The following is an 18,901-nucleotide window of genomic DNA, read 5'->3' as shown; positions in this document are numbered from 1 at the left end:
GGCGGAGAGTAGCAGGCGGAGCCGCCCGACAGAAACGCGATCCTCCAAAAAATCGTCACAGAGTCACTCCGCCACCCCGTCTGGCCAGTGGCGGGGCGCCGGGATGTATACAACGGCGGCGCGGAATGAGGCGGTCGGCCAGCCGCTCCGGCTAGGAATCCGTTCTGGAGCCCCAAGCGGAAGCGGGCTTTGAAAGCCCCCTGATGACGCTCGGCGACACAATAGTAATAAATCATTACAATCTCTCTTGCGTGCAGTTTCGGGAGAATGTATACAGAAACCCATGGCCTCCGAAGGGTGGCCGCCTGACCCCAAGCAAAATTCCAGTTCACGACCGCCAGCCCCAAGGGAGGGAGCGTTGAGTGACACCGCCAGGGACAAGACCCCGACATTTCCAATGAATGCGTGGTACGCCGCGGCCTATGACGTGGAGCTGCGGCGGGAACTGCTGCCGCGCACCATCTGCGGCAAGAAGCTGGTGCTTTACCGCCGGTCCGACGATAGCGTCACGGCGCTGGAGGATGCCTGCTGGCATCGGCTGCTGCCGCTGTCCAAGGGACGCCTGGAGGGCGACAATCTCGTCTGCGGCTATCACGGCCTGGTCTTCAATCCGGAGGGCCGCTGTGTCGGCATGCCGTCGCAGGAGACGATCAACCCGTCGGCCTGCGTCCGGCGCTATCCGGTGGTGGAACGCCACCGCTTCGCCTGGGTGTGGATGGGTGATCCGGCGCTCGCCGATCCGGCCAAGATCCCGGACATGCATTGGAACCATGATCCGGCCTGGGCCGGCGACGGCCGGCTGATCCGGGTGAAGTGCGACTACCGTCTGGTTCTCGACAATCTCATGGACCTGACGCACGAGACCTTCGTGCATTCCTCCAGCATCGGCAACCGCGCGGTGGCCGAGGCGCCGTTCGAGACGACGCACAACGACCGCTTCGTCACGGTGACGCGCTGGATGCGCGACATCGAGGCGCCGCCCTTCTGGGCCAAGCAGCTTGGCAAGCCCGGCAATGTCGACCGCTGGCAAATCATCCGCTTCGAGGCGCCCTGCACCATCACCATCGATGTCGGCGTCGCCCCCACCGGAACCGGCGCGCCGGAAGGCGACCGTTCGCAGGGGGTGAACGGCTTCGTGCTGAACACCATCACCCCGGAGACCGAGAAGACCTGCCATTATTTCTGGGCCTTCTGCCGCAACTACAAGCTGGGGGAACAGCGGCTGACGGCGGAACTGCGCGACGGCGTGACCCGCATTTTCGGCGAGGACGAGATCATCCTGGAGGCGCAGCAGCAGGCGATCGACGACAATCCCGACCGCGCCTTCTACAATCTGAACATCGATGCCGGCGCCATGTGGTCGCGGCGCCTGATCGACCGCATGGTCCAGATGGAGCGCGGCGGCGCCCCGTCGGCGCTCCGTTCGGCGGCGGAATAGGGAGGCGGGGCATGGAGGAGCAGCCCCGCAACTCGCAGACCGTCCGTACGCTGCTGCAACTCCGCGAGCTGATCCTGAACGGCGAGCTCAGTCCGGGGGAACGGGTGTCGGAGCTGGGCATCGTCGACCGGCTGGGGGTGTCGCGCACCCCGGTCCGGGTGGCGCTGGTCCGGCTGGAGGAGGAGGGACTGGTCGATTGCCTGCCGACCGGCGGCTTCGTCGTCCGCGCCTTCAGCGAGGCCGACATCGCCGACGCCATCCAGCTGCGCGGCGTGCTGGAGGGCATGGCGGCGCAGCGGGCGGCCGAACGCCGGCTGGACCGCGGGGCCCTGGCCGGACTGCGCGGCATCGTCGCCGAGCTGGACGGGTTGGTCCGGCAACCGGCGCTGAGCATCGCCGACTTCTCCGACTATGTCCGTCTCAACGACCGCTTCCATGGCGAGCTTCTGTCCTTGGCCGACAGCCCGGTGCTGCGGCGGTCGCTGGAGCGGGTGCTGTCGCTGCCCTTCGCCTCGCCGGGCGCCTTCGTCCGGGTCCAGGCGGAGCTGCCGGAGTCCCGCGAGATCCTGGTGATCGCGCAGGAGCATCACCGCGCCATCCTCGACGCCATCGAGAATGGCGAGGCGGCCCGCGCCGACCATCTGGCGCGCGAGCATTCCCGTCTGGCCCGCCGCAACCTTGAAAACGCCGTGAAGAACCAGCGCCAGCTCGACCGGGTTCCGGGGGCCTCCCTGATCCGGCTGCGCGGCGCCTGACCCCACCCTTCCCCTTGCTTTGCGAGATTTCCCCATGCGCTTCGCCATCGATTGGCAGGATGCCCGGCTGCGCGCGGTGCGCGATCTGGCGCCCGACATCCGCCTGTTTGAAATCGAACCCGCCATCTCGGCCAGGACGGCCGCCCCAGGCAGCCACATCAGCGTGACCGTCGCCATCGACGGGCGGACCGACACCCGCTGCTATTCGCTGATCGGCGACGCCGCCGACGGGCTGTACCGGATCGCCGTCAAGCGGCTGCCGGAAAGCCGCGGCGGCTCGGCCTACATGTGGACGCTGGAGCCGGGGGCGCGGCTGCGAATCTCCGCCCCGCAGAACCTGTTCGAGCTGGCGCTGGACCGCCCCGACTATCTGCTGATCGCCGGCGGCATCGGCATCACGCCGATCCACGGCATGGCGCTGGCCCTGGCCGCGCGCGGCGCGCGTCTGCGCCTGCTCTACGCCTGCCGCAAACGGGCGGAGCTGGCCTTCGCCGACGAGCTGGGCGACCGGCTGGGCGACCGGCTGGAGACCTTCGTCGACGAGGAGGGGCAGCGCATGGATCTGGCCGCCGCCATCGCCGGGCTGGCGCCGGATGGCGAGCTTTATCTTTGCGGCCCGATCGGCCTGATGGAGGCGGTGCGCCGCCAGTGGCGCGAAGCCGGGCGGCCGATGGAGCGGCTGCGCTTCGAATCCTTCGGCAACAGCGGGCGCTACGCGCCGGAGTCCTTCACCGTCCACATCCCGCGCCTGGGCAAGAGCGTGACGGTGCCGGAGAACCGCTCGATGCTCGACGCGCTGGAGGCGGCGGGGGTGGAGCTGCTGTCCGACTGCCGGCGCGGCGAATGCGGCCTGTGCGCGGTGGACATCCTCGGCGTCGAGGGCGAGGTCGATCATCGCGACGTGTTCTTCAGCGAGCAGCAGCAGGCGGAAAATCACCGGCTATGCGCCTGCGTCTCCCGGGTGGCCAGCGTTGGCGGCGGCGTTGGCAGGGGCGGCGCCATCACCATCGACACCGCCCGCCGCGACTGACGGTCCGGTTGCCGCAGCGAAGGAAAAGGGGGCGCCATGACGGCACCCCCTTTTTTCGTCCGTGCCGGATCAATAGGTGAAGATCGCCGCCACTTCGAAGACGGTGCTGTCCTTGCGGCCGCGCAGCAGCTGCTTGCCGCCGTCCCCGGCGAAGAACTGGCCGACCGCCGCCGAGACCAGCAGGTTGGGCGTCGCCGCCCAATCGGCCGCGAGGTTGATCTCGTTGCCGACATGGCTGCTGGTGACGCCGGCCGGCTTGCGGTCGAAGCGGAAATCATACAGCAGCGCGGTCAGCGTCAGCGTCTCGGTCGGCTGGACGGCGAACTGGACATTGTGGACCTTCACATTGCTGTTGGAGGTTGGGAAATACTGGCCGTTGATCTCGCCCTGCAACCAGCTGCCCCAGCGCGGGGCGCCGAGATGCAGCGGGTCGAACGCCTCGCTCTTGGCCGTTCCCGGATTGTCGCCGCTGAACTGGCTGTAGCGGTAGCTGGCGCGCGGCGTCCAGGTCACATCGGCGAAGGTGTAGGCGGCCTCGCCGTACCAGGCCGACGCGTCCAGCTGGGCGCCGGCGCGGTTGTTGTGCTCCTTCACATATTCAGCCGACAGGGTCAGGCCCGGAACCGACGGGATGGTGACGCCGAGCGCGCGGAGATTGTAGATGTCCATGCCCTTGCGGGTCGCCAGCTTCGACTCGTCGATGCGCATGTAGGAGGCGCCGAGCGAGCTTTTGCCCTCCGCGCCGAAGCGCCATTCCAGATTGCCGCCATAGATGACGTCGGTGTTGCTGTTCTTGTCGCTCTTCAGGCGGAACAGGTCGGCATGGACCGGCGCGATGTCGAACTTGGCGACGGCTGTGCCGGTGTTCCAGCCGCGGCGCGGCCCGAGCCAATAGCTGCCCTGCCGCTGCGAATCCAGCGTGCCGTCGCCGATGATGAAGCTGTCGCCGATGGCGAAATTCTGGCGGCCATAGGCCAGATCGATGGCGTCCTTGCCCAGGCTGGACAGCAGATCGCCGCTCTTCCAGCCGACATAGAGGTTGTCGAGGTCGGTGCGCCCCTGGCGGCCCTGGGTGAAGCCGCCGGCATCGCCGTCGCCGCCCGTCCCGCTCGACACCGCGCGCACGCCGCTGTAGAGGGTGCCGACGCTTTCGGTGGCATAGGTCAGCTTCAGGCTGGGAGCGACATAGCCTTCGACCCAGTTGCGGTCCTTCTGGTTCTTACCGCTGGGCGTGGTCACGCCGGCGCCGAGATTGGCGTTCTTGACGCTGATGGCGCCGAGACCGGCGGTCAGGCCGCCTTCGAGCGTGACGCCGTTCTGCTCATGGAGCGTCACGTCGGCATGCGCGGCGGCGGTCAGCGCCAGAAGGGCGGTGCCGGCGAGGCAGGCGGGCTTGAAAACGCGCGCACCGATCCGTGGCGCGACGCGCAGGGCGTTGCACATGAAGCACTCTCCGTTCGTGATGTCTTGATTCATTCGCGCCGGTTCGGGCGGAGCGGGCCGGAAAATCCCGACCGCTCCGCCCCCCGGACTTTGATGCGGACGGTTCAGGCGCCTAGGCTTGAACCGTCACCCGCGAGGGACCTCGAACTCGAACAACACAAGCTCAGGCACCCAAACTCAGGCGCCGACCACGCCCTTGATCTCGACGAACTCGGCCAGCCCGAACTCGGCATATTCGCGGCCATTGCCCGACTGGCCGTAACCGCCGAAGGGAACGGCGGCCGACCAGGCCGGATCGTTGACATAGATGGTGCCGGCGCGCAGCCGCCGCGCCACCGCCGCGCCATGGGCCGGGTCGCCGGACTGCACATAGCCGGCCAGACCATAGACGGTGTCGTTGGCGATGCGGATCGCCTCCTCCTCGTCCTTGTAGGTGATGATCGACAGCACCGGCCCGAAGATCTCCTCGCGCGCGATGGTCATGTCGGGCGTGACGCGGCCGAAGATGGTCGGGCGGACGAAATAACCGCGTTCCAGCCCCTCCGGCCGGCCGGGGCCGCCGACCAGCAGTTCGGCCCCCTCGGCGATGCCGGTTTCGATCAGGCTCTGGATCTTGCGGAACTGGTTGCCGTTCGACACCGGGCCATGGGTGGTCGCCGGGTCGAGCGGATCGCCGACCACCGCCTTCGCCGCCGCCTGCTTCGCCAGTTCGGCGACCTGCTCATAGAGCGCTTCCGGCACCAGCATGCGGGTGGGCGCGTTGCAGGACTGGCCGCTGTTGCCGAAGCAGCGCTCGACACCGCGGGTCACCGCCTTGGCCAGATCGGCGTCGGCCAGGATGATGTTGGGCGACTTGCCGCCCAGCTCCTGGGTGACGCGCTTGACGGTGTCGGCCGCCATCTTCGCCACCGCGATGCCGGCGCGGGTCGAACCGGTGAAGGACACCATGTCGATGTCCGGATGGGCGGAGATCGCCTGCCCGACCTCCGGCCCGTCGCCATGGACCAGATTGAACACGCCGGCCGGCACGCCGGCCTCGTGGATCACTTCGGCGAACAGGGCGGCGCTGAGCGGCGCCAGCTCGCTGGGCTTCAGCACCATGGTGCAGCCGGCGGCGATCGCCGGCCCCACCTTGCAGGTGATCTGGTTGATCGGCCAGTTCCACGGGGTGATCAGGCCGACGACGCCGACCGGCTCGCGCAGGATGCGCTGGAAACCGCGATCCTCCTCGAAGGGGAAGCTGCGGGCGGTTTCGATCGTCTGGGCCAGATGGGCGACGCCGATGCCGGCCTGGACCTGGCAGGCGAAGCCCTGCGGCGCCCCCATCTCCTGCCGGATGGCGTCGCCGAATTCCTCGATGCGGCGCTGGTAGACGGCGAGGATGGCGGAGAGCAGGTCGATGCGCTCGGCGGGCGTGGTCCGGGAGAAGCTCTCGAAGGCCTTGCGGGCCGCGGCGACCGCGAGATCGACATCGGTCGAGGTGCCGAGCGCCACCTGGGTGACGGCCTCTTCCGTCGCCGGATTGATCACATCGATCAGACGGGAGCCTCGCGGCTGCACCCACTTGCCGTCGATGTAGAACCGGGTGGTATCAACCATGATCGTCATCCATGAGAAAGGGAACTGGAGGGAGCCTGGAGCGCGGCGCCTTTCACCAGCGCCCGGGACCGGGAACGGGCGAAGGCGGCGGCGGACAGCAGCAGGATGATCCCGCCCTCGGTCGCGACGGCCCCGTAACCGCCGAGGAAGTCGATGGTGTAGCCGGCCAGCATGGGACCGAGCGCCGCGCCGCCGCCGATGATCATATTCGACAGGATCACCATGTTGCCATCGTCATCGCTTTCGGCGAGCGACGCCAGCAGCAGCGGCAGCAGGAAGGACCACAGGACCTGGAGGAGGACGATCACCCCGGCGAACACCATATGGTCGGCGACGAACTCGATCACGCCCAGGCACAGCACCAGCAGCAGGTAGCTGGCGATGACGAAGCGGTTGTGATGGGCCTTGCCGCCGACATGGGAGGCGAGCACCGATCCGAGGATGCCGGCGGTCATCGCCAGCGATGACAGCATGCCGATCCCGGCATCGGTGAAGCCCAGCTCGGCCCCCGGGATGCCGACGAAGGCCCAGGCGCCGCCGACCGCGACGTAGAAGCCGAAGATCGCCACCAGCGTCCAGCGCGCCGCCTTCAGATTATGCCGCTCGCCGCCGTCGTTGAGCGAGGACAGCAGGTCCTTGCCGAAGCCGCCGATCACCACCAGCGACAGCAGCGCCGCCACCGCGAGACAGCCGTAGATGCCGCCGAGGCCGGTGCGGACGAACAGATCGGGCAGATACAGCAGGCCGACCGCCGCCGCCACCGTCTGGCCGCCGCTCCAATAGGCGAAGGCCTTCGGCGGATTCGCCGCGCGGGCGGCGGACACCAGCGCCACCACCGACAGCACGCCGCCGGCCGCACCGGCGACGATGCGCGCCGGCAGGAAGACATCCACCGAGGTGACCAGGGCGGACACGCCGTTGGCGGCGATGAAGAGGATGGCCGCCAGCAGGGCAACGGTGCGCGGCGACAGGACGCGCAGCAGGCGCATGGCCGGGAAGGAGACCAGCGATGCGCCGGCCAGTTCGCATCCCATGATCAGGCCGATGGTTCCAGCCGACCAGTCGAGCTGGCTGGCCATCTGGCCGGTGACCACCGGCGAGACGAGGAAGCTCAAGGGGCCGACGATGCCGAACAGTGTGATCGCGGCGATCGACAGGGCGCTGTCGGTGGATTGGGCGCCGTCCTGCGGCGCCCCGGACTCGATGGAATTGGACATGGGGGGCGGCACTCTCTCGATGGGGGGAGTCGGGTGCACCGGGACTTCGGCCACGGCCGGTCGGCCCGGATGCTGCGAGGCGGCGGGAAAGAAGCCGATGAGAGCGGTCCGGCGGCCAAGGGGCCGCGATGGATCACGCCGTCAGCGGATCGCCAGAACGCAGTCCGGGAAGGCGGCATGCCGGTCCGGTCCGAAGTTTCCGCGCAATCGGGAGAAGAGTGATGGCCGCGAAAGACTGACGGGTCGAAGACCTCATGATGTGTCTCCCAGAAGCTGCCTGTTCAGTGGCATTCGCTGTCGCCACGGACGCTCGCGAGGGCGGCCGGGCCGGAATGTCCTTGCTGTGGTTCGTCCACCGGATCGTTGTCCGTGGACGGGGACTCCCTGCCCCCTGGGGCAGGATAGACCCGGACGCGAAGCGGTGCGACCGCTCCTTGAACTGTCTTCGCAAAAGAGCCCGGAGAGCCGTCGAACCGGGGTCTCCGTAAAAATCTGGTCGTTTGACCAAATCGTTTGACCAACATGCAGATGGGGTGCTATCGGTGTCAAGAGAAACATGAACAAAAAATGGCGCCGCCCGATAATTGGGCATGGCGCCGGGCCCCGGCGGATCAAGGGGCCGGACGAACAGGCAGGCGGCCCGGCGAACGGGCGGATCGACAAGGGATTCACGATCATGACTGACGAGAGGACTGGAACGCCGGCTCCCTGGCAGATGGATGCCACGGATCTCGCCACCCGGATCGCCAAGCGGGAGCTGTCCGCGCTTGAGGCGGCGCGCAGCTGTCTGGAACGGCTGGACGCCGTCAACCCGGCGATCAACGCCATGGTCGGCGATCTCAGCGCCGGCGCGCTGGCGGAGGCCGAGCGGGCCGACCGGCTGGCGGAGGCCGGCGAAGCGTTCGCCCCGCTGCATGGCGTGCCGGTCACCACCAAGATCAACGTCGATCAGGCCGGCGTCGCCACCACCAACGGCGTGTCGGCCTTCACCGGCCTGATCGCCGAGACCGACAGCCCGCCGGTCGCCAACTGGCGCAAGGCCGGGGCCGTCTTCATCGGCCGCACCAACGCGCCGCCCTTCTCCGTGCGCTGGTTCACCGACAACGAGCCGCATGGCCTGACCCTCAACCCGTGGAATCCCGCCCGCAATGTCGGCGGCTCCAGCGGCGGGGCCGCCGCCGCGGTCGCCACCGGCATCGGTCCGCTGGCCCATGGCAATGATCTGGCCGGCTCCGCCCGGCTGCCGGCCAGCGCCTGCGGCATCTATGGCATGCGGCCGACCACCGGCCGGGTTCCCGCCTTCAACCCGACCGGCAAGGGCGAGCGCTCGCTCTGCCTACAGATCGGCTCGTCCCAGGGGGTGCTGGCGCGTTCGGTGCGCGACATCCGCCTGGGGCTGGAGACGATGGTTCCACGGGACGCGCGGGATCCTCTGTGGGTGCCGGCGCCGCTGGCGATGGCGGGCGATGACGACAAGGTGCGCGTCGCCCTGTTCACCGGGGAGCCGGATTACGCCATCGACCCTGCAGTGCGCGACGCGCTGCGGCTGGCCGGCGACTGGCTCAGCGACGCCGGTTACGCCGTGGAGGAAGCCGCACCGCCCAGCTTCGCCGAGATCGCCCGGCTGTGGATGGCGATGCTGGGCACCGAGATGCAGGGCCCGGCGATGCAGCAGGCGATGGCGCTCGCCGACGAGCCGCTGCGCCGCTCGCAGGCGCTGACCGCCGGCCTGTCGCCCCGCCTGTCGGCGGAGGAGATGCTGGCCGGCTTCACCGCCCGCGCCACCTATCAGCGCGCCTGGCAGCTGTTCTTCGAGCAGTATCCGCTGCTGCTGCTGCCGACGGCCTGGGCCCTTCCCTTCCCGGTCGGCCATGACACGGTCGGCGAAAGCGAGGCGCTGGAGATCCTGCGGGCGCACAGCCCCTGCTGCGTCACCGCCTTCCTCGGCGTGCCGGCGATCTCGGTCCCGGTGGTGCGCGCGCCGCTGCCGATCGGCATCCAGCTGGTGGGGGCGCGGTTCCGCGATGGCCTGTGCCTGACCGCCGCCGAGGCGCTGGGCCGGCGCATCGGGCCGATCCTGCCGATCGATCCCAAAGGGTCAAGCCCTTCGCGATAATCCCTGGCACGAACTAGTCATTTGACCTAGTTTCGGTTCCCTGCCGGCCGATGGTGCCGGAATGCCCGGCCCTGCGCGCTTTTTCGGTGTGCAGCCCCGCGTCGATCCAAGGAGGAAACCGAAGGTGTTACGGAGAGCGAAGAGTGAGGCCAAGCGCGAAACCATCCTGCAGGCGGCGATCACCGTCATCGCCAAGGAGGGCGTGCACGGCGCCACGACACGCAAGATCGCGGCGGAAGCGGGAATCAATCTCGCGACCCTGCATTACCAGTTCGAAAGCAAGGAAACGATCCTGCTCAGCGTGCTCGGCCATCTGACCGCGCAGTACCGGCAGGAACTGGACATGACCTTTTCCAAGCCGGAACCCCTGCGGGACCGGATCGACCATCTGCTGACCTTCATCTGGAGCGAGGTTCAGCGCGCACCGGAAGAACAGCTGACGCTCTACGACCTCACGCTCTACGCCCTGACGACCCCGGGGTCGGAATGGATGGGGAAGAAGAAGTACGAGGAGCTTCTGCTGCTGTACCGGGACGCGCTCGCCTCCTCCACCGAGATCACGACCGGCTCACTGGACATCGACCTCGACGGCCTGGCGAATTTCGTCTTCACCGGCTTCGTCGGCACCGTTCTCCAGTGGCTCGCCACCGCCAACACGCCGCGGGCCAGACAGCAAATCCAGAATCTGATCGTCGCGGCCCAACGCATGTATCTCTGACCCCCTCCCACCCCCGGAGACACCATGGGCAACACCCCGATCCACACCGCTTCCCGCCATGTCGCCGTCATCGGCGCGGGCTTCGCCGGACTGACCGCCGCCCGCGCCCTGAAGGCCGCCGGCCACCGCGTCACCATCCTCGAAGCCCGTGACCGGGTCGGCGGACGCATCAACACCAAGGCGGCGAAGGACGGCACGCCGGTGGATGTCGGCGGCCAGTGGATCGGTCCGGGCCAGGATCGCGTGATCGCGCTTGCCGAGGAACTGGGGGTCGAAACCTTCCCCTCCTACGAGGCGGGCGAGAATCTCTGCCTCTATGACGGCAAGCTGATGCGCTTCGACGGGCTGATGCCGCCGCACGAGCCGGCCGGTCTCGCCGATGCCGAGGCGATCTTCGGCGCCCTTGACGCGCTGGCGGATACCGCCAATGCCGAGCGCCCGTGGGAGACGCCCAACGCCAACGAGTTGGACAGCATCACCTTCGAGCAGTGGATCGTCCGCACCGCCAACACGCCGGAGGCCGCCTTCTGGATGCGCTTCCTGGCCAATTCGGTGTTGGCGGCCGACGCCCGCGAACTGTCGATGCTGCATGTGATGTTCTACATCAAGGCCGGCGGCGGGCTGGCCAGCCTGATCAGCATGTCCGGTGGCGCGCAGGAGCGGCGCTTCACCAAGGGCGCCCAGCATCTGGCCGACCGGCTGGCCGACAGCGTGCGCGACGATATCCGCTTCAACTGTCCGGTCACCTCCATCACCCAGGACGAGGGTGGCGTCACCATCGAGCATGCCGGCGGCACCCTGCGCGCCGACCGCGTCGTCGTCACCCTGCCCCCGGCGCTCGCCGGCCGCCTGCGCTACAGCCCCGCCCTGCCCGGTCAGCGCGACCACCTGACCCAGCGCATGCCGATGGGCGCCTGCATCAAGATCCAATGCTTCTACGACACGCCCTTCTGGCGCGAGGACGGTCTGTCGGGCATGGCGGTCAACCAGGACGGTCCGATCAGCCTGACCTACGACAACTCGCCGGCCTCCGGCCAGCCGGGCGTGATGGTCTGCTTCATCGAGGGCGAGGACGCCAAGGAGTGGACCGGCCACAGCGCCGAGGAGCGGCGGACCGCCGTGCTGAACGCGCTGGCGCGGCTGTTCGGTCCGCGCGCCCTGGAGGTGCGCGAGTTCATCGAGCAGTCCTGGCTGGAGGAGGAATATTCGCGCGGCGGCTATGCCGGCTTCATGATCCCCGGCGTCTGGACCCGTCTCGGCCCGGCGCTGACCGCGCCCTGCGGCCTGATCCATTGGGCCGGCACCGAGACCGCCAGCCGCTGGTCGGGCTACATGGACGGCGCCATCCGATCCGGCGAGCGCGTCGCCGCCGAGATCGCGACCGCCCTGGCGACGGCGTAAGAATAAAGAAAAACAAGCAAGAACAAGATCGAACAGGAGATCACGACATGGTGGACAGTGCGAAGCTGGCGCGCCTGCGCGACCGTTACGGCAACGCCACTCCGGCCGATTTCTTCGACCCCCAGTTCCGGGCGGTGGCGGAGGCGGTGTTCCGCGGGGCCGAGGCGCCGCGCCAGCCCTATTCCGACGCCGGAACCCTGCTGGATGCGCCGCTGCGCACCGATGTCGCCGCCCTGCCGGATTTCGGCGGCATCGACATCGCCCTGGTCGGGGTGCCGCTCGACCTCGGCGTGACCAACCGGGCCGGCTCCCGCTTCGGACCACGGGCGCTGCGCAACACCGACCGCATCGGCCCCTACGACCATGTGCTGAAACTGGCGCCGGCGACCCTGGTGGAAATCGCCGACATCGGCGACGTCCCCTTCGCCAACTATCTCAGCCATGACAGCTGCCATTTCGACATCCAGGCCTTCTATGCCAAGATGAAGGCGGCTGGCGTCATCCCGCTGTCGGTCGGTGGCGACCATTCCATCACCGGCTCGATCCTGAAGAGTCTGGGCAGCGACCGCCCGGTCGGTCTGGTGCATTTCGACGCCCATTGCGACACCAGTGGAGTCGGCGACGGCGCCCGCTTCCACCACAGCGGCCCCTTCCGCACCGCCGTGCTCGACGGCGTGCTGGATCCGGACCGCACCATCCAGATCGGCATCCGCGGCAGCGCCGAGTTCTTCTGGGAATTCTCCTATGAATCCGGAATGACCGTGCTGCATGCCGAGGATGTCGAGGAGATGGGTGTCAAGGCGGTCATCGCCAAGGCCCGCGAGGTGGTGGGCGACGGCCCGGTCTATGTCTCGTTCGACGTCGATTGCCTCGACCCGGTCTATGCCGCCGGCACCGGCACGCCGGAGGCCGGCGGCTTGACCTCGCGCGAGGCGCTGGCGATCCTGCGCGGCCTGGACGGCCTCGACGTGATCGGTGCCGACGTGGTGGAGGTGGCGCCGCAATACGACCCCACCAGCAACACCGCCCAGATCGGCGCGCAGATCCTGTTCGAGGAACTGTGCCTCGCCACCCGCGCCCTGCGGAAGCGGCGGGCGGTCTGATCCCGCAGCATGGGTAAAGGTGCTCCGGGCCGTCTCCCTCGACGGTCCGGCGCGTCATGCCGCCACGCGGCACCGAATTGGTGCGGCGCAGCACCGCAAACGTTTGCGCAAACGTTTCGATAACGCTAGGCTCCCGCTCGTATCGCCCTGCTGGAGCCTGCCTCGCCATGAAACGGATCGGCCTTCTCAATGCCCCGCTCAGCCACGCCATCGCGACGCTGGGCCATACGCAGGCGTTGACCATCGCCGACGCCGGACTGCCGATCCCCGCCGGTCCGCAGCGCATCGATCTGGCGGTGACGCCGGGCCTGCCCTCCTTCCTTCAGCTCCTCGACGCCGTCGCCGGGGAGATGATGGTCGAGCGCGCGGTGATCGCCTCCGAAATGGCCACGGTGAATCCTTCCCTGCGCGCGGCATTGGCCGAGCGGCTGGACCGCATGGCGGCGGCCCAGGGCCGCGCCATCGCGCTGGAGGAGGTCGCGCATGAGGAGTTCAAGCGGCTGACGGTCGCGTCGGCCGCCGTGGTGCGCACGGGCGAATGCTCCCCCTACGCCAACATCCTGCTCTATTCCGGCGTAACCTTCTGACCCACGGGGGCGACATGGATCCCAACACCGGGTTCCTGCTCGACCTCCAGGGGGTCGGCAAGGGGTTCAACGGCGTCACGGTGCTGGACGGGGTGGATTTCCGCCTGCGCGGCGGCGAGGTCATGGCCCTGATCGGCGAGAATGGCGCCGGCAAATCGACGCTGATGCGCATCGTCACCGGCATCATTCCGCCGGATTCGGCGTCGGCGATGATGTTCCGCGGGCGGGCGGTCAGCTTCACCGCGCCGAGGCAGGCGATCGACGCCGGCATCGCCATGATCCACCAGGAACTGAACCTGCTGCCCCACCTGTCGGTGTCCGACAACATCTGGCTGGGGCGCGAGCCGCTGAACCGGCTGGGGCTGATCGACCGCGCCCGCATGCGGCGCGAGGCGGCGGCGCTGTTGCGGCGGCTGCGGCAGACCATCGACCCCGACCGTCCGGTCGGCAGCCTCAGCGTCGGCCAGCAGCAGATGGTCGAGATCGCCCGCGCCCTGTCGCTGAACGCCGAACTCATCATCATGGACGAGCCGACCGACGCCCTGACCGACGTCGAGACCGCCGTGCTGTTCGAGGTGATCCGCGGCCTGAAGGCCGAGGGCAAGGGCATCGTCTACATCTCGCACCGGCTGGGCGAGATCTTCGCGCTGTGCGACAGCGTCACCGTGCTGCGCGACGGCCACATGGTCCATCGCGGCGCCGTCGCCGATCTGGACGAGGCAGCGCTGATCCGCCACATGGTCGGCCGCTCGATCAGCGACCAGTATCCCTATCTGCCCTGCCCCGCCGGGCCGGAACGGCTGGCGGTGGAGGGGGTGAGCGCCGAGGGGGTGAACGACGTCGGCTTCACCGCCGCCGGCGGTGAGATCCTGGGCTTCGCCGGGCTGATGGGCGCCGGGCGGACCGAACTGGGCAAGGCGATCTTCGGCGCCAGCCGGCTGCGCGCCGGCCGCGTCCGTGTCGATGGCGCCGAGGTGCGGTTGCGCCATCCCCGCGACGGGGTGGCCGCCGGCATCGCCTATGTGCCCGAGGACCGCAAGGCGGAGGGGCTGATCCAGTCCCATTCCATCCGCACCAACATGTCGCTGGCCGCCTTGAAGCGGCTCTGCGGCCCCGCCGGCGTCGTCCGCCAGTCTGACGAGCGCTCCGCCATCGACCGCTTCATGGCCGCCTTCTCGGTCAAGGCGCATGGCATCGGGGCGGAGGTGCGGACGCTGTCGGGCGGCAACCAACAGAAGATCTCGCTGGCCAAGGCGCTGATGCTGTCGCCGAAAATCGTGATCCTCGACGAGCCGACGCGCGGCGTCGATGTCGGCGCCCGCCGGGAAATCTACGGGCTGATCAACGGCCTGAAGGCACAGGGCCTGTGCATCCTGCTGATGTCGTCGGACATGCCGGAACTGCTGGGCCTGTCCGACCGCATCCTCGTCATGGCGGGCGGGCGGATCACCGGCCGTTTCGGCCGCGACGAGGCGACCCAGGAAAAGATCATGGCCTGCGCCATCGGATGAGGGCAGGAAGAGAGACGACGATGACCATGCTGATACGCTTCCTGTCCCGCAACAAGCCGCTGGTCGGTCTGGTCGTGCTGATGGCGGTTGTCGCCATTCTCAGCCCCAGCTTCATGACCATCGACAATCTGCTGAACATCCTGCGGCAGACCTCGATCAACGCGGTGATCGCGGTGGGCATGACCTATGTCATCCTGTCCGGCGGCATCGACCTGTCGGTCGGCTCGGTCCTCGCCTTCTGCGGCGCGGTCTGCGCCTGGCTGGTGGCGGGGGATATGTCGATCTGGCTCGCCATTCCGCTCACCCTGCTGCTGGGTGCCGGGCTGGGTGCCGTGAACGGCATCGTCGTCGGCACCGGCGGCGTGCAGCCCTTCGTCGCCACGCTGGTCGCCATGACCATGCTGCGCGGCGCCACGCTGGTGTTCACCGACGGGCGGCCGATCACCACCGGGACCGGTGCCGCGGCCGACGCCTTCTGGAGCGTCGGCGGCGGCTATCTGCTCGGCATTCCGGTGCCGGTGGTGGTCGCGGCCGTCGTCTTCGCCGTCTGCGGCCTCGTCCTGACCCGGACCCGCTTCGGCCGCTACACCTACGCGGTCGGCGGCAACGAGGTGGTGGCCCGGCTGTCGGGCATCCGCGTCAATGTCGAGAAGACCACGATCTACGCCCTGTCGGGCCTGCTGGCCGCGCTGGCCGGCGTCATCCTGACCGCCCGGCTGGAAAGCGCGCAGCCGACCGCCGGCGCCGGTTACGAGCTGGACGCCATCGCCGCCGTGGTGGTCGGCGGCACCAGCCTGTCGGGCGGCAAGGGCACCCTGTTCGGCACGCTGGTCGGCGCCCTCATCATCGGGGTGCTGAACAACGCGCTGAACCTGATGGACGTCTCCTCCTATTACCAGATGATCGCGAAGGGTGCGGTCATCCTGCTCGCGGTGCTCGCCGACAGCCGCAAGTCGTCGTAAGGCGACCGTTTCCCCCGCTCGGCCCCATCTGCACGAACAAGAACGTTGAGGAAGGAAAAACCAGCCATGCGCAAGCTTCTGACCGCCACCACCGTTGCCGCCACCGCCCTGTTCGCCTCGGCCAGCGCCCAGGCGGCCGACACCATCGCGCTCGTCGTCTCGACCCTCAACAACCCCTTCTTCGTCACGTTGAAGAACGGGGCGGAGAGCAAGGCCAAGGCGCTCGGCTACAATCTGCTGGTCCTCGATTCCCAGAACGACCCGGCCAAGGAGCTGGCCAATGTCGAGGATGTGGTGAACAAGAAGGTCAAGCTGCTGCTGGTCAACCCGACCGATTCCGACGCGGTGCGCTCGGCGGTCCGTTCGGCCAACCGCGCCAAGATCCCGGTGGTGACGCTCGACCGTTCGGCCAATGGCGGCGAGGTCGTGTCGCACATCGCGTCCGACAATGTGGCGGGCGGCCGCATGGCCGGGCAGCTGGTGGTCGACATGCTGAAGGGCCAGGGCGCCGTCGTCGAGTTGCAGGGCCTGCCGGGCGCGTCCGCCGCCCGCGACCGCGGCAAGGGCTTCCACGAGGTGGTCGACAAGGCCGCCGGCATCAAGGTGGTGGCGAGCCAGCCGGCCGACTTCGACCGCACCAAGGCGCTGAACGTCATGGAGAACATCCTCCAGGCCCAGCAGAAGATCGACGTCGTGTTCGCCCACAATGACGAGATGGCGCTGGGCGCGGCCAAGGCGGTGCAGGCGTCGGGCCGCAAGATCCCGGTGGTCGGCTTCGACGGCACCGACGAGGGCGTCGCCGCCATCAGCGCCGGCACCCTGACCGCCTCGGTCGCCCAGCAGGCCGGTCTGATCGGCGAGAAGGGTGTCGAGACCGCCGACAAGGTGCTGAAGGGCGAGACGGTCCCGGCCTTCACCCCGGTCGAGCTGAAGCTGGTGGCGAAGTAACGCACGGCCTCCCCGCCGGCATGGCCGCGACGGCCGTGCCGGCGGGGGGACCGCGCTTGGGGGACAGGTTCGGGAGCGGCGGCATGGTGACGATCAGGGATGTGGCCCGCGAGGCCGGCGTGTCGATGAGCACCGTCTCCCACGTCATCAACGCCACCCGCTTCGTGGCGCCGGAAACCGAACGGCTGGTGCGCGCCGTCATCGACCGGCTGGGCTACATGCCGAACGGCATCGCCCGCGCGCTGAAGGGCAACCGCACCCGCACGCTGGGGATGATCGTCACCGCCAGCTCCAACCCCTTCTTCGCCCATGTCATCCATGGGCTGGAGACGGTCAGTTCCGACCGCGGCTACAGCCTGATCCTGTGCAACACCGACGACGTGCCGGGCAGGCAGCTCCGCGCCTTCGAGGCGCTGCACAACCGGCGGATCGACGGGTTGGCGGTGATGACCAGCAACGCCGATCCCGGCTTTCTCGACGATGTCCAGGCCCGCGCGCCCGGCCTGCCGCTGCTGCTGCTCGACACCGATCCGCGTCCGGGCGCCTGCGCGGTGACCGACGATTCGGTGATGGGCGGGCGGCTGGCCGCCCGGCTGCTGGCGGAGCGCGGATTCCGCCGCATCGCCTGCGTCACCGGGCCGGGGCGCCATCCGCGTTCCCGCGCCCGGCTGGCCGGCTTCGTCGAGGAGTTGGGCCGGGCCGGGCTGACGCTTGATCCCGCGCTGCTGCGCGAGGCCGACCTGACCATCGCCGGCGGCTATGCCGCCGCGGCCGCCCTGCTCGACGCCGGACAGGCGCCGGAGGCGGTCTTCGCCTTCAACGACCTGATGGCGGCCGGCGTGCTGCGCGCCGCCGCCGAGCGCGGGCTGCCGGTTCCCGGCCGGCTGTCGGTTCTGGGCTATGACGACATCGAACTGGCCGCCTATCTCACCCCGCCGCTGTCCACCATCCGCCAGTCGGCGGACCTGCTGGGCGCCCGCGCGGCGGAGCTTCTGATCGACCATCTGGAAGACGGCCGGCCCCTGCCGGACCTGCTGTCCCTGCCGCCCGACCTCGTGCTGCGCGCCTCGGTCGGGCGGCCCCGCGAGAGGCTTTCATGACCAAGACCCCTTCCTTCATCGGCCGCCCCATCACCGTCTTCGGCAGCGTCAACATCGACGTCTGCGCCTATTCCGACCGGCTGCCCCGTCCGGGCGAGACCGTGCATGGCGGCGGCTACGCCATGGGGCTGGGCGGCAAGGGCGCCAACCAGGCCGCCGCCGCCGCCCGTCTGGGCGGTCAGGTCGAGATGGTCGGCCGCACCGGCGACGACGCCTTCGGCGAGATGGCGCGCGGCCGGCTGGCCGGCTTCGGCGTGCGGACCAGCCATCTGTCGGCGGATCCGGACCATCCCACCGGCATCGCGGTGATCGGCGTCGAAGCCTCGGGCGAGAACTGCATCACCGTCGTCGGCGGCGCCAACATGGCGGTGAGCGCCGAGGATGCCGCGCGGGCCGCCCCGCTGTTCGCGTCCTCCGCCATCCTGCTGCTTCAGCTGGAGACCCCGCTCGCCGCCGGTCTGGCGGCGGCGGCGGCGGTGCGGGCCGGTGGCGGGCGCGTCATCCTCGACCCCGCCCCGGCGCCGCGCGGCGGGCTGGCGGCGGAGGTCTTCCAGGCGGTCGACGCCATGACCCCCAACGAGACCGAGACCGAATCCCTGGTCGGGCTGCGGCCGACCAGCCCGGAGGAGGCCGCCGCCGCCGCCGACCGGCTGATCGGGTGCGGCCTGTCGATCGCCATCGTCAAGATGGGGGGCAAGGGCCTCTATTACCGGGGGCCGGGCCAGCAGGGCTATCTGCCGCCCTTCCCGGTGAACCCGATCGACACGGTGGCGGCGGGCGACTGCTTCAACGGCGGTCTGGCCTTCGCCCTGGCGCGCGGCGACGATCTGGCCGCCGCCGTACGCTTCGCCTCCGCCTGCGGCGCGCTCGCCACCACCCGCGCCGGGGCGGCCGATTCGGCGCCGACGCTGGCGGAGGTGACGGCGCTGCTCGGGTAAGCGGTGGTCGCCGGTGTCAGCGGAGCGGTCCGGCG

At 69.1% G+C, this 18,901-nt stretch carries 16 protein-coding genes; 13 read left to right on the top strand and 3 right to left on the bottom strand.

The genetic code is table 11. The features are described 5' to 3' along the window. Nucleotides 1-397 precede the first annotated feature (397 nt). From AZL_RS23190 to AZL_RS23180, 3 genes are read left to right on the top strand one after another with little or no spacing between them, the layout of a single operon-like run. Complete coding sequence (locus AZL_RS23190; protein ID WP_042445119.1) at nt 398-1,438, top strand: aromatic ring-hydroxylating dioxygenase subunit alpha; 1,041 nt, start codon at nt 398-400, stop codon at nt 1,436-1,438. 11 nt (nt 1,439-1,449) lie between these two features. After that, nucleotides 1,450-2,193 (top strand): GntR family transcriptional regulator, encoded by a 744-nt coding sequence (locus AZL_RS23185; protein WP_012976874.1) that lies wholly within the window; start codon nt 1,450-1,452, stop codon nt 2,191-2,193. 34 nt (nt 2,194-2,227) lie between these two features. Continuing rightward, nucleotides 2,228-3,223, top strand: a complete 996-nt coding sequence (locus tag AZL_RS23180) for a PDR/VanB family oxidoreductase (protein WP_012976873.1) — start codon at nt 2,228-2,230, stop codon at nt 3,221-3,223. A gap of 69 nt (nt 3,224-3,292) precedes the next feature. On the opposite strand, the gene AZL_RS23175 is transcribed toward AZL_RS23180, so the two are convergent. From AZL_RS23175 to AZL_RS23165, 3 genes are all read right to left on the bottom strand, one after another. Next, the gene (locus AZL_RS23175; protein ID WP_042445116.1) at nt 3,293-4,666 is read right to left on the bottom strand and encodes an alginate export family protein; all 1,374 of its coding nucleotides are present in this window, start codon (nt 4,664-4,666) and stop codon (nt 3,293-3,295) included. A gap of 177 nt (nt 4,667-4,843) precedes the next feature. Continuing rightward, complete coding sequence (locus AZL_RS23170) at nt 4,844-6,265, bottom strand: aldehyde dehydrogenase family protein (RefSeq protein WP_042445114.1); 1,422 nt, start codon at nt 6,263-6,265, stop codon at nt 4,844-4,846. Between the two features lie 5 nt (nt 6,266-6,270). Next, a complete protein-coding gene (locus AZL_RS23165) occupies nt 6,271-7,482 on the bottom strand; it encodes an MFS transporter (RefSeq protein ID WP_042445111.1) in 1,212 nt (403 codons plus the stop codon). Nucleotides 7,483-8,158: 676 nt separating this feature from the next. Here AZL_RS23165 and AZL_RS23160 point away from each other — a divergent pair. The 10 genes from AZL_RS23160 (at nt 8,159) to rbsK (ending at nt 18,866) form a co-directional block, all read left to right on the top strand. After that, nucleotides 8,159-9,598 (top strand): amidase, encoded by a 1,440-nt coding sequence (locus tag AZL_RS23160; RefSeq protein WP_012976869.1) that lies wholly within the window; start codon nt 8,159-8,161, stop codon nt 9,596-9,598. 124 nt (nt 9,599-9,722) lie between these two features. Continuing rightward, nucleotides 9,723-10,316 carry a TetR/AcrR family transcriptional regulator gene (locus AZL_RS33615; RefSeq protein ID WP_052293755.1) on the top strand — a complete coding sequence of 198 codons (594 nt, stop codon included), beginning with the start codon at nt 9,723-9,725 and terminating at the stop codon, nt 10,314-10,316. 24 nt (nt 10,317-10,340) lie between these two features. Next, nucleotides 10,341-11,717, top strand: a complete 1,377-nt coding sequence (locus AZL_RS23150) for a flavin monoamine oxidase family protein (protein WP_012976867.1) — start codon at nt 10,341-10,343, stop codon at nt 11,715-11,717. Between the two features lie 47 nt (nt 11,718-11,764). Beyond that, the gene (speB, locus tag AZL_RS23145) at nt 11,765-12,820 is read left to right on the top strand and encodes an agmatinase (RefSeq protein ID WP_012976866.1); all 1,056 of its coding nucleotides are present in this window, start codon (nt 11,765-11,767) and stop codon (nt 12,818-12,820) included. Between the two features lie 167 nt (nt 12,821-12,987). Beyond that, nucleotides 12,988-13,407, top strand: coding sequence for a D-ribose pyranase (gene rbsD / locus AZL_RS23140; RefSeq protein ID WP_012976865.1), 420 nt, complete (start codon nt 12,988-12,990; stop codon nt 13,405-13,407). Between the two features lie 14 nt (nt 13,408-13,421). Further along, the gene (locus tag AZL_RS23135; RefSeq protein WP_012976864.1) at nt 13,422-14,918 is read left to right on the top strand and encodes a sugar ABC transporter ATP-binding protein; all 1,497 of its coding nucleotides are present in this window, start codon (nt 13,422-13,424) and stop codon (nt 14,916-14,918) included. After that, entirely contained in the window at nt 14,915-15,880 is a 966-nt protein-coding gene (rbsC, locus tag AZL_RS23130; RefSeq protein ID WP_012976863.1) for a ribose ABC transporter permease, read from the top strand. Before AZL_RS23135 ends, rbsC begins: the two co-directional genes overlap by 4 nt. Nucleotides 15,881-15,946: 66 nt before the next feature. Then, on the top strand, nt 15,947-16,828 hold the full coding sequence (rbsB, locus tag AZL_RS23125) for a ribose ABC transporter substrate-binding protein RbsB (RefSeq protein ID WP_012976862.1): 882 nt from the start codon (nt 15,947-15,949) through the stop codon (nt 16,826-16,828). Between the two features lie 83 nt (nt 16,829-16,911). Then, nucleotides 16,912-17,928: a LacI family DNA-binding transcriptional regulator gene (locus AZL_RS23120; RefSeq protein ID WP_012976861.1), complete on the top strand. Its 1,017-nt coding sequence runs from the start codon at nt 16,912-16,914 to the stop codon at nt 17,926-17,928. Beyond that, nucleotides 17,925-18,866: a ribokinase gene (rbsK, locus tag AZL_RS23115; protein ID WP_012976860.1), complete on the top strand. Its 942-nt coding sequence runs from the start codon at nt 17,925-17,927 to the stop codon at nt 18,864-18,866. Before AZL_RS23120 ends, rbsK begins: the two co-directional genes overlap by 4 nt. The last annotated feature ends 35 nt before the right edge of the window (nt 18,867-18,901 follow it).

Origin of the sequence: Azospirillum sp. B510 (assembly GCF_000010725.1) — a bacterium.
In the GTDB taxonomy this organism is placed as follows: domain Bacteria; phylum Pseudomonadota; class Alphaproteobacteria; order Azospirillales; family Azospirillaceae; genus Azospirillum; species Azospirillum lipoferum_B.
The sequence above is the reverse complement of the archived record's forward strand: the minus strand, read 5'-3'. Positions and strand labels throughout refer to the sequence as shown.